Origin of the sequence: Mucilaginibacter metallidurans (genome assembly GCF_003286435.2) — a bacterium.
Lineage (GTDB): Bacteria > Bacteroidota > Bacteroidia > Sphingobacteriales > Sphingobacteriaceae > Mucilaginibacter > Mucilaginibacter gossypii.
In genome coordinates this window covers 3,206,877-3,219,588 of record NZ_CP043449.1, presented here as the reverse complement: position 1 = coordinate 3,219,588, position 12,712 = coordinate 3,206,877, and the positions used below count along the sequence as shown (strand labels likewise).

At 43.4% G+C, this 12,712-nt stretch carries 5 protein-coding genes; all 5 read left to right on the top strand.

Annotation, left to right across the window (positions count from 1 at the left end; genetic code table 11):
• Positions 1-74 precede the first annotated feature (74 nt).
• The 5 genes from DIU38_RS13680 to DIU38_RS13660 all read left to right on the top strand — a co-directional run bounded on the left by DIU38_RS13680 (position 75) and on the right by DIU38_RS13660 (position 12,664).
• Positions 75-3,275, top strand: a complete 3,201-nt coding sequence (locus DIU38_RS13680; RefSeq protein ID WP_112655323.1) for a SusC/RagA family TonB-linked outer membrane protein — start codon at positions 75-77, stop codon at positions 3,273-3,275.
• A 26-nt stretch (positions 3,276-3,301) separates the two neighbouring features.
• On the top strand, positions 3,302-5,041 hold the full coding sequence (locus DIU38_RS13675) for a RagB/SusD family nutrient uptake outer membrane protein (protein WP_112655321.1): 1,740 nt from the start codon (positions 3,302-3,304) through the stop codon (positions 5,039-5,041).
• Between the two features lie 97 nt (positions 5,042-5,138).
• Complete coding sequence (locus DIU38_RS13670; RefSeq protein WP_112655319.1) at positions 5,139-8,708, top strand: VCBS repeat-containing protein; 3,570 nt, start codon at positions 5,139-5,141, stop codon at positions 8,706-8,708.
• A gap of 143 nt (positions 8,709-8,851) precedes the next feature.
• The gene (locus DIU38_RS13665) at positions 8,852-10,687 is read left to right on the top strand and encodes a family 16 glycoside hydrolase (RefSeq protein ID WP_112655317.1); all 1,836 of its coding nucleotides are present in this window, start codon (positions 8,852-8,854) and stop codon (positions 10,685-10,687) included.
• A gap of 12 nt (positions 10,688-10,699) precedes the next feature.
• Entirely contained in the window at positions 10,700-12,664 is a 1,965-nt protein-coding gene (locus DIU38_RS13660) for a c-type cytochrome (protein WP_208057813.1), read from the top strand.
• Positions 12,665-12,712: the final 48 nt, after the last annotated feature.

Sequence of the window (12,712 nt, the reverse complement as noted above, 5' to 3'; positions counted from 1 at the left end):
TAATCTATTTGGCAACAACTGTTAAGAAGTGATTATGTGCTTTAAACCAATTTTAACAAATTAAAGTAAAACGTATGAGAGGAAAACTACGTATCAAAAAAGTTGTGGCTTTATTCTGTACAAGTTTATCATTTGTGTTGATAAGCCTGTCGGGGCAAGCCCAAAGTAAATTGATTACCGGTAAGATCACCGGTTCGGACAACGGACTACCTTTGCCGGGTGTTACCGTTAAGATAAAAGGGAGCACGCAGGCTGCGGGTTCAAAGGCCGATGGTACCTACTCAATAACCGCCGGTAACAATGAAACACTTGTTTTTAGCTTTGTTGGCTTCTTAAACCAGGAAGTTGCCATAAACGGCAGATCGGTTATCAACGTATCGCTGGTGCCCGATAATAAAACCCTTACTGAGGTTGTTGTTGTGGGTTATGGTACCACTAAGCGTAAAGATTTAACGGGGGCTATTAGTTCAATCAACGCCGATCAGGTAGGTAAAGTGCCTGTGACCAGCGTTGACCAGGCTTTGCAAGGCAGGGCAGCGGGTGTACAGGTTACTAATAATGATGGCGCACCCGGTAGTAGTGTGAGTGTATTGATCAGGGGGGTAGGTAGTTTGGCTACAAATGGTAATGAGCCTCTATATGTGGTTGATGGTTACCCGATCAGCGGAGGCTTAAATAACGTTAATCCTAATGATATAGCTAATATTGATGTGTTGAAAGATGCTTCGGCAACAGCTATTTATGGTGTTAGGGCAGCAAACGGCGTTGTTATCATTACTACAAAAAAAGGCCGGAAGGATGGTGGGGTGCAGGTATCGTTAGATGCCTATGGTTCATTGCAATCAAAACCAAAAAAGTATAAAGTTCTTAACGCGCAGCAATGGGCAACCCTGGCCAATGAAGATCACGCATCTGAAGGCAATTTTACAGAATTGCCTGAATGGGCAAATCCTTCGGCATTAACCAGTGTTGACTGGCAGGATGCAATTTATCGCCAGGGGGCAAAACAGAGCTACAACCTTGGTATACGCGGAGGCAACGAAAAAATTCAATCTGCCTTTTCAGCTGGTTATTATGACCAAAAGGGGATTGTTTTAGGTTCATATTTTAAGAGGTTAAACCTGGGGATGAATATTGATTATACCGTAAGTAAATGGCTTAAATCATCTACCAGTGCTAAGTATTCAAGGCAGGATCAAAATAATCCATTTGGTTCAGGATCATTGCAGCAATTAACCGAGCTTATCCCTACGCTTGATGGTGGTAATAAGTTAACCAACCAGATAAAAGACAAAAATGGGAACTATGGTTTTTATAACCCGATCAATATTTATACAAAAAGCTGGAACAATCCATTATATACTATTGAAAAAAACGATTATAAAAACCTAAATAATTACCTTTTGGCAAGTAGCTCATTAGAGGCTACTATTATAGACGGGCTTAAGATCAAAACCAATGCGGGCCTAAACGTAAGCGACTATTCGGGTTACTTCTTTCAACCGGAAGACCTTCGCTGGCAGGAGCAATATGGTTTAAGCGGCGCTAACCAAAATTCTGTTTATTCGCAAAGCGCCAATAACACTTTTGAGTGGTTATGGGAAAATACCATATCGTATGATAAAACCTTCGGAAAGCATGCTATTAACTTTGTTGGTGGTGTTTCAGCTCAATCAAATACCTACCGATATATGACAGGTACTGGAGATAAATTGATCAATAATGCCCTTCGGGATCTGGCGCAGGTTAACGATCTTGTTGTTACAGGCAGCCAGTATACAACAACTTTTGCTTCACAATTTGGACGGTTAATCTATAAATACAATGACAAATATATTGTAACAGGTACCGTTAGGCGTGATGGTTCGTCGAAATTTGCTAACGGGCATCAATATGGTGTATTCCCTTCGGGTTCCGTAGCCTGGAAAGCTAAAGAAGAATCATTCCTGAAAAACGTTGCATGGCTGTCTGATCTGAAGTTCAGAGGCGGGTATGGCGAAGTTGGTAATCAGGGCTCTATTCCATTATTTCAATATAATGCCTTATATTCATCAGGTGGTGCAGCTACTACCGGCACAAACGTGGGCTATCCATTTGGTAAAAATGGTTCGTCAGGAGAGGTCTATCAACCCGGTTTGGCACCAACACAACCTGCCAACCCCGACCTCAGATGGGAAACTGATTACCAAACTGACATTGGTATGGATGCTGCCTTCCTGAATGGCGCGCTTACTTTTACAGTTGATTACTATAACAGGAGATCAAAAGACTTTTTGTTAAACCTCCCTGTATCGTCACAAACTGGCTTTAGCCAAAACCTGGCCCAAAATGTTGGTGAAATCAATAACAAAGGTTTTGAATTTGCTGTAAACTATAACCATACGGTAAATGATTTCAGATATGGTTTGGGTTTAACCTTTACCACGGTTAAGAATAAGTTGGTTAGCATTAACAAAAGCCTGACCTTTATCGATAACCTTACCACGGTTACCGGTCTTAACGGTAATGGCTGGGGCCAATTCAGCGAAACCAATATCGGGCAGGCCGTAGGTGAGTTTTTTGGTTATAAATCGCTGGGGATTTTTCAGTCGCAGGCGCAAATTAATGCTTTAAACGCCGCGGCTGCAACTAAATTCCCAAGTAACCCATACTACTGGAAAAGCGTTACCCAACCCGGAGACCGTTACTATGCGGACACTAATGGCGACGGACAAGTTACCCCTTCGGATAGGACAAGCCTCGGTAGTCCGATCCCTAAATTTTATGGTGGTTTAAACCTCGATTTTGCTTATAAGGCATTTGATCTTAACGCATACTTCTATGGCTCTTACGGAAATAAAATCCTGAATTATCAGCAAAGGACCCTTGAAAGCTTTCAGGCCCCCGGCTTTGTTGGTGTTGAAAACGTAGGTTACGATTATTATGTTAATCACTGGACCCCGAGTAATCCATCAAATCGTTACGCAAGGCTTACATATAATGATGATACCAGTGCAAATAATGTACCATCAAGTGTGTATGTTGAAGATGGTAGCTATCTCCGTTTAAGGAACCTTACCCTGGGTTATACATTACCGTCTGACGTCACCAAAAAGTTGACCTTATCAAAAGTGAGGATTTACTTTTCTACCCAGAATTTATTTACTATAACCGGGTATAAAGGTCTGGATCCTGAAATTGGAACAGCTAATGGAAGTGCAACAGCATCTGGTATTGATGCGGGTAATTACCCTTCATCTAAGTTTTATACACTTGGTTTAAATGTAACTTTCTAATTGGGCAGCGATAAAACAGTAAAGAAATGAAAATCAATAAAAAATATATCACACTAATTGCTCTCGGTGCCACACTTATGGTTCCATTGAGCTGTAAAAAGAATTTTCTTGACCAAACAAGCTATACACAGCTCACTAAAGATGCTTATTTTAATAAAGCATCTGACGGTATAGCGCTTGTAAACTCAATTTATGATACCTATCAAAATGCCGACTTGCTAAAAAAGTCGATCTGGTATTATGCTAACTTTCAAACCCATGATTTTTTTAACTGGGGAAATGACCGCTTTTATAATTACTACGCAATAACTACAGATTTTGGCCCGATCAGGACTTTTTGGCAACGTGCTTATGTGGGTATATCACGGGCTAACTCTGCAATTGAAATCATTCCCGAAATGAAAGCCAAAGGTATTCTTGACGAAAGTTTAGCTAACCGATTGCTTGGTGAAGCCTACTTTTTACGCGGAATGACCTATTACTACCTGGCGGGTAGTTTTGGCGGTGTGCCACTGGAGCTTAAATCAGTAACTGATGGTTTAACCGCAAGAAGTACACAAGAACAAGTATTTGCTCAGGTAATTGCCGACACCAAGCAGGCCGCAACTTTATTACCATGGAGGGAAGATTTGCCTGCTTCTGAACTTGGAAGGGCAACAAAAGGTGCTGCTTTAGCTTATGAAGGTGCCGCACAAATGTGGAATAAAGATTACGCCGGTGCATTGGCAAACTTTAACCAGTTGGATGGGCATTTTTCACTGATGCCTAATTTTATAGATGTAAATGAATACAACCATCAAAATAATGCTGAGTCGATATTTGAGGTGCAGTTCACAGTAGCAGGTACCCAAAGTTGGGGTGCAGGTAATGAAGTAGCCTGGATTTCGGATTTTAGCTGGCCGGAGGAGGTTTCAAACTTCGGTTATGATTATGCCAATCCGGGATTATATTATTCATACCAGGCTGGTGACAAACGTAAACTGGCAACAGTGATTGGCCCCGGCGATGAGAACATTAGTCCGGGAATTATAGGTCGGGGCGGCATTAAAGTTTATCCTTTAGTAGTAGCAGGTTTTGCGAGCTCCGATCCTAAGGTAAAAGCTAAATACACGGGGGATGACGGTAAGATCATCAATACCTGTGGCACACATGCCAATCCATGGTATGGTTCTGACGGTGATGGTTTACGTACCGGTTTCTACTGTGCTAAAATGTGGCGCGACCCCAACCTTGATGCTAACTCCGGCAATTCAACAATTTTTGGCGCTCAAAATCAAATACTGTTACGTTATGCCGAAGTATTGCTTGATAAAGCCGAGTGCCAGATTCGTACAGGTGACGCAGCAGGTGGCCTGGCCACGATTAAAAAGGTAAGAGACCGTGCGTGGGGCGGCACTGCGCCGGCTGTAATGCAGGATGGTGCAAATTATGACGGTTCGGCTTCAAGCCCAATCACAGACCCACTGCAAATGGTTTACAGCGAGTACAGGCATGAACTTTCGGGTGAATATTCTGTGTTTTATAACCTGCGCAGGGCTGGTGTAGCTGCCGAATTCATTAAAAAAGCTTACGGTACAGTCGACAACAATACCAACATGATCCCTAACCCTAACACTGCAGATGCAAAGCTTGATACAGATAACGGTTTAAAGCTTCATGGTTTGTACAATACATCACTTCCGGTAGGTCGTGATCTTTATCCTATTCCGCAGCTTGAGCGTGGGCTAAACCCTAACTTAACTCAAAATCCGGCATACGGTAATTAGTATATTGTTATCATTTAACAGAAAAGGCTTCTCCCGCAGGGAGAAAGCCTTTTTGTGTTAATTATTATCTTTAAAGAATAAACCAATCCCCTAATTGATGAAGAAAATTTTATCCATCGTTATACTATGTTCGTCTGTCTTATTCTCCTGTAAAAAAGCTTCACTTTTTCAGCAGGTTTCATCATCCCATTCGGGTATTCATTTTAAAAATGAGATCATCGAAAACGATTCGATCAACCCGTTAGACCTGGTTAATATTTACAATGGAGGGGGCGTAGGGATTGGCGATTTTAATGGCGATGGCCTGCCCGATTTATACTTTACGGGTAATATGGTGGCAAGCAAGCTATATCTTAATAAAGGTGATTTTAAGTTTGATGATATTACCGATGCCGCGGGTGTAAATGGCGCGGGCCGATGGGGAAGAGGTGTTGCGGTAGTTGATATCAACAATGATGGTTTACCGGACATTTACGTTTGCAATACCATTACCAAAGACTCGCTGAAAAGGCGGAATATACTATACGTTAACCAGGGAAAAGGCAACGATGGTATTCCTCATTTTAAAGATGAGGCTGCAGAATATGGCCTGGAAGCAGGAGCACAATCAACCATGGCCAGCTTTTTTGACTATGACAACGATGGTGACCTGGATATGTACCTTACAGTAAACAGCGCCACGGCAAGTTACAACCCTAATTTATTCGGTAATTCAAATTATACGGCAAATCATAGCCGTGGCAGGTTGTACCGTAACGATTGGGATGAAAAATTACATCATGGCGTGTTTCATGATGTATCCGCACAGGCAGGTATTAACCTGGATGGTTACGGCCATGCAGCCACAACGGTCGATTTTAACAACGACGGGTGGAAAGACATTTACGTATCGGATGATTTTATATCAAACAACATCCTTTACATCAACAACCATGATGGTACCTTTACCAATCGCACTAAAGAATATTTTAAACATACATCCTACAACGCTATGGGGCAGGATGTTATCGATATCAATAACGATGGCTTGCCCGATGTTGTTGAACTGGACATGAGTCCGGAGGATAACTATCGCAAAAAGATGATCCTCGGTCCTAATAGTTATCAAACTTATCAAAACTTTGATATTTATGGTACACAGTACCAGTACGTACGCAATACCCTGCAATTAAACCAGGGGCCGCGTTTAGGACAGAATGGCGCTATTGGCGCTCCCGCTTTTAGCGAAATAGGCTTTTTAAGTGGCATTGCCCAAACCGACTGGAGCTGGACACCGCTGATCACCGATTTTAATAATGACGGCTATCGGGACATGATCATAACCAACGGCTTCCCTAAGGATGTGTCTGACCACGACTTTATGACTTACCGTGAGCAGGCCTATGCAGTTACTTCCAAACAAAAAGTTTTGGATCAGATCCCCGAAATTAAACTGCATAACTATGCTTTTGCGAATAATGGCAATCTTACCTTTACCGATGTGAGTAAGGATTGGGGCTTAAGCCTGCCTACTTTTTCAAACGGTGCAGTGTACGTGGACCTGGATAATGACGGGGCTATGGATATGGTGGTTAACAATATCAACGATGAAGCACTGGTTTACCGCAATACATCGCGTGATGATAAAAATAAGCTTGATAAAACCCATTACCTGCAAATTACCTTTAAAGGTGATAAGCAAAATATTAATGGTTTAGGTGCTACGGCCGAGATATTTTACGATAAGGATAAGACACAGGTATATGAAAATGATCCCTACCGGGGATATATTTCATCCGTACAAAGTATAGCGCATTTCGGTCTGGGTAAAATTAACACAATAGATTCGGTCTTGATCAAATGGCCGAATGGCAAAAGAGAAAAGCTGGCAAAGCTAAAAGCAGATCAGTTAATAAAGGTTGATATAAAAAACGCTAATGACCCTTATTCCCTGGTTCAGCCGCAAATAGCCGCGAACGCTTTATTTAAAGAAATAACAGATTCCATAGGGGGCCATTATACCAACAAGGGAAGCGGTTTTCTTGATTTTAATATCCAGAAACTACTGCCGCACAAACTTTCTGAGTATAATCCGGCTTTAGCCGTGGGCGATATCGACGGCAATGGTTTTGATGATTTGATCATTGGCGGCACCGCTTACGATCAGGCGCAGGTTTTTTTCCAGATGCCCGACGGCAAATTTAACCGCCGTAACCTGTTAACAGGCAATATTAATGCTGTCCATAACTTTCAGGATGAGGGTTTGTTGCTTTTTGATGCCAATGGTGATGGCAAGCTCGATTTATATGCAGCCAGTGGAGGTTACGAGTTTGCAGCAAATGGCCCTGAATACCAGGACAGGCTTTATATTAATGATGGCAAAGGCAATTTTACGCTTGCAACGGATGCTTTGCCTTCAAACCTCACCAGCAAACTTTGCGTACGGGCTTGTGATTATAATAAAGATGGCAAGCCCGACCTGTTTGTATCAGGAAGAGTTGAGCCATGGAAATACCCCAACCCGGTTTCGAGTTTTATTTTGCGGAACGATAGTGAAAATGGTCATGCAAAATTTACGGATGTTACAGCACAGGTAGCCCCGGCTTTGAAAAACATAGGCATGATTTGCGATGCCTTGTTTACCGATTATGATAACGACGGCTGGCCCGACCTGGTCATGGCCGGTGAATGGATGCCGGTAACATTCCTTAAAAATGAACATGGTAAGTTTGTTAATACCACAGCTCAATCTGGCCTGGGCAATAAGCTGGGTTGGTGGAACTCATTGGTGGCCGGAGATTTCAGGCATACCGGACGCACGGATTATATTGTCGGAAATCTGGGCGAGAATAGCCTGATCAAGGCCAGTGACCAATATCCTGTTTACATTACAGCTAAAGAATTTGATAAGAGTGGCATCTACAGCGCGATTCCGTCTATTTTTCTGCCCGATCAAAATGGGGATAAAAAGGAGTACCCAATGTACGGTCGCGATGATATGCTGAAGCAAATGATCAGCATGAGAAAAAAGTTTACCAATTATCGCTCGTATGCTTTAGCAACTATGGACGAGGTGCTTTCACCCGAACAGAGGAGCGGCGCGTTGAGGCTGAAAGCTAATACATTACAATCATGTTTTTTAAGGAATGATGGCAATGGTAAATTTACAGCTACCCCGCTGCCGGTTGAAGCCCAGGTATCGGTATTAAACGGTATGGAAACCGGCGATTTTGACGGGGATGGAAACCTCGATGTAGTTATTAATGGCAACGATTATGGCAGTGATGCTACTATCGGGCGTTATGATGCGCTTAATGGTTTAATGCTGAAAGGTGACGGCAAAGGCAACTTTAAGCCATTAAGTATTATGCAAAGTGGTATTTATATTCCGGGGGATGGTAAGGCCCTGGTTAAGTTCCGCGATAAAAATGGGCAGGTAATATTGGCCGCCAGTCAGCATAAAGATGTTTTAAAAGTTTTCAGATCAGAAAATAAAACAAAAACTATCCCGGTCAAGGCCAATGATGTTTATGCACTGATTAAATATAAGAACGGGCATACCTCAAGGCAGGAATTTTATTTTGGCTCATCTTTTTTATCGCAGTCGGCAAGGTTTATACAGCTTAATGACAAAATATTAAGCGTTACCGTTTTTGATGACAAGGGTAATCAAAGGCTTGTAAATTAGGTGTTTTACCATCGGGTGAAATTATACCGGAAATTGATTAAAATATTCGTAATCGATTGCGTAAATTAATTATCTTGCGTCGCTAATATAAGGCCGCATTGTTATGCGCTTTAGCCAATAAACCATATTATAATTAAAAATCAATGCATTGCTTTAATCAATCTCCTAAACTCTTCGGCAGAAAAAAGTTTTGGATAGCATGTGTTTGCCTGCTGGGTTGCCAGCAACTCAGGGCGCAAAACACGGTACCTCTTAATGATCTTTCTTTTTTTGATAATCCATCATCCAATTGGAAAGTAGCGGCCGGCGCACAGGCTGATATTGCGCAGGATGAAGTTTTAACCCTTAAAGATGGTAGCGGGATTTTGGTAAACCTACCCGGTAAAAAGGGCGCAAAAGACCTGTTTACCAAATCTGTTTACGGCGATGCTGACCTGGAGCTTGATTATATGATGGCCAAAGGTTCCAATTCGGGTATTTATTTGCAGGGGCGTTATGAAATTCAGCTTTTAGATAGCTGGGGAACGGGTAACCCTAAATCGGGCGATAATGGCGGTATTTATGAGCGCTGGGATGATAGTAAACCCGAGGGGCAGCAAGGTTATGATGGCCATGCGCCACGGCAAAACGCAAGTCGTGCGCCGGGTTTATGGCAGCATATGAAAATTTCGTTCCAGGCGCCGCGCTTTGATAGCAATGGCCAAAAGATCAGCAGTGCCAAGGTCCTTTACGTTTGGCTCAATGGTGTTTTGATCCAGGATAATGTTGAGCTTGCCGGGCCAACCCGCGGAGCTTTTGACAATAAGGAGGCCACCACCGGTCCGCTGCGTTTGCAGGGCGATCATGGCCCGGTAGCTTTCAGGAATATCAGGATAACCAGTTTTGACAATCCTCACCCTGCACTTTCAAACCTGAAATACGGGGTTTATAAAGATGGGGTTATTGAGGGAGATAGTTATAAGAAACTAAAACCCGAATCAGAAGGAACTTCGCCTGTATTATCATCAAATCAGGGTAAGCTTACCAATAATTTCCTAATCCGTTATACTGGCAGTATTCAAATTAAAGAAGCTGGTGAATATGTTTTTAAACTAAATGTACCGGGTGGTAAAGGCAAATTGCGTATTGACGGAGCTGATGCGGTTACGTTAACCGAAAACAAGGGAGAGGGCAAGGCCCAGTTACAACCCGGTGATCATCCGTTTGAATTACTCTACTCAAAAACTGTCGAATGGGCCAGGCCGGCTTTAGGGCTTACGGTATCAGGCCCGGGCATCCGCGAGTATTTATTGAGCGATGCCAATGTAAGCAACAATGATCCTGTTGATCCTATTTTGATCAATGCAACTTCAAATACTGTATTACGGAGCTTTTCTGATTTACCGGGAGGTATCAGGGTTACCCATGGTGTAAATGTAGGCAGTCCAGAATTGTTACACTACACTTACGATTTGGATAAAGGAATGATTGTTGAGATTTGGCGTGGTGGTTTCTTAGATGCCACACCCATGTGGCATGACAGGGGCGATGGCTCATCGCGCCCGGCTGGTTCTGTACAATATCTTGGCAAACCTGTCCCCGCTATCGAAAAGCTGAGCGATGCAAATGCCGCCTGGGCTTTGGATACTGCAGGCACAGGATACAGGCCAAAAGGCTATGTTTTAAATGCCGACGATGTTCCTGCATTTAAGTACAATATTTATGGTACTTCGGTAAATGATGCCAGCAGTGTGATGGATAAAGGCCAGGGCATTCACCGGGAAGTAACACTTGCCAATGCAGTAGACGGCCTGTTTTATCACCTGGCATCGGGCAATATCGAAACACTTGGCAATGGATTATATGTCATTGACGATAAATCCTACTATATCCGTATTGATGATGCCGGCGGCGCCAAACCTATCGTTCGGGATGCGGGAGGGAAGCAGGAGCTCATCATTCCTATTCAAAAGAAATTAACCTATTCTATCATTTTTTAAGCTGCCTTGATCATGAACAATACTTTAAAACAAATGATAAACAAGGGCACGTTTTTATTTACGCTTATAATTATCGCGCTGTTGAGCGATATCAAAAATACTTTTGCCCAGGCCGAATCGCCTAAAGAAGATGACTTTTTTAAGATCATGAAAGTGCCCGCGCCTGAGGGTACTATCCTTGAAGTTGGCGGTTTGTGTACGTTGCCTAATGGCACCCTGGCGGTAACTACCCGTCGCGGGGATATATTTATGGTCGAAAATCCAACCGGTCAGCATCCCTTTTTTCGCAAGTTTGCTTCGGGTTTGCATGAGGTGTTAGGTGCGGCCTGGAAAGACGGTGCGTTGTACGTTGTTCAGCGCGGCGAATTGACCAAGCTGGTTGATGCCAATATGGATGGTAAGGCCGATGTTTTTGAAACTATTTATGCATGGCCATTATCTGGTAACTATCATGAGTATAGTTTTGGGCCTAAGATAGCGCCCGATGGCTCATTCTTTGTGACTTTGAACCTTGGCTTCCCGCCCGATTGGTGGCACCCGAAAAGTTTTGTGCCTTACCGGGGCTGGGCTTTAAATATTAAGGAAGATGGCACTGTTACGCCATGGGCGGCGGGCTTGCGCTCGCCTTGCGGTATCAGCATGATTGATGGCGAACTTTGGTATTCAGATAACCAGGGTGATTGGGTTGGTTCAGGCAGTATCATGCCGATCAAAAAAGGGGCTTTTATGGGGCATCCTTCAAGCCTGGTTTGGACAGGTTTACCTAACTCGCCGCTAAAACTCACTTCCGAGCAATTCTTCGCCAAAAACAACCCGAGGATAGAATTTGATAAAAACGGCCAACCTGTAAAGCCACAGGATATTGTTAATGAAAAATTTAAAACGGAGTTTGAGGCTAAAAAAGAAATCCCTGAATTACAACTGCCCGCGGTGTGGTTACCGCATGGGATCTTGGGAATCTCCAACTCCGAAATTGTTAAAATTCCCGAAGGCGCATTTGGCCCTTTTGCCGGGCAGTTACTGATCTGCGACCAGGGCCAAAGTATGGTTGACAGGGTGTTTTTAGAGAAGGTTAACGGCGAATACCAGGGCGCGGCCTGGGCTTTCAGAAGCGGTTTCCAGTCGGGCATAGTAAGGCTGGCCTGGTTACCTGATGGTTCATTGGTTGCAGGCGAAACCAACCGTGGCTGGGGATCTGCCGGGGAGGCCACTATGGGCTTGCAGCGATTGGTATGGAACAATAAAGTTCCGTTTGAGATGCGTGCTATCCGTGCAATGCCCGATGGTTTTGAGATAGAGTTTACCAAGCCGGTTGATAAGAAAGTAGCTGAAGATATTGCTTCATACTCTGTAGAAAGCTATATCTATAAATACCATGGCGTATATGGCAGTCCGCCGGTGAATACCGAAAAATGCCCGATAGCAGGTGTGAAGGTATCTGCAGATGGTTTAAAAGCGCGATTGATTGTGAATAACCTGCGTAAATATTATATCCACACCATTACGCTTGCAGGTATCCGCGATAAGGAAAACTATTTCAATTTAGTTCATCCAACGGCTTATTATACGTTGAATAATATCCCTGAAGGGCAAAAACTTTCCATGACGGAAGTAAGTACGGTAAACTCTGCCAAAGCTGCAGCCGCGGCCGATCTGAAAAAAGGCGTTGCCGGCAAAAAAGCTGCTACGGCAAAATCTGCAGCAGGGTTAAACACGGTTCCTACTTATGCCGAGGTGCAGCCGATCCTGCTGAAAAATACCTGTCTTTCGTGCCATAATGCTACAAAAAGACAGGTGGGCCCGGCGTATGTCGATGTAGCCAAACGTAAATACAGCGTGGCCGAATTGATCCAGCTGATCCGTAGTCCGAAGCCCGAGCACTGGCCAGATTATTCAACACCTATGCCACCTATGCCGCAGGTTTCAAAGGAAGAGGCCCGTAAGATAGCTTTATGGATCAAATCGCTGGCTAAGTAAAGCTGAAAGCCGAATGCTTAAAGCAAAAAGCTAAAGACCCAGTATTAA

Coding starts and splice junctions, on each gene's coding strand:
- DIU38_RS13680 (WP_112655323.1), top strand. CDS start 75: ATGAGAGGAAAACTACGTATCAAAAAAGTTGTGGCTTTATTCTGTACA.
- DIU38_RS13675 (WP_112655321.1), top strand. CDS start 3,302: ATGAAAATCAATAAAAAATATATCACACTAATTGCTCTCGGTGCCACA.
- DIU38_RS13670 (WP_112655319.1), top strand. CDS start 5,139: ATGAAGAAAATTTTATCCATCGTTATACTATGTTCGTCTGTCTTATTC.
- DIU38_RS13665 (WP_112655317.1), top strand. CDS start 8,852: ATGCATTGCTTTAATCAATCTCCTAAACTCTTCGGCAGAAAAAAGTTT.
- DIU38_RS13660 (WP_208057813.1), top strand. CDS start 10,700: ATGAACAATACTTTAAAACAAATGATAAACAAGGGCACGTTTTTATTT.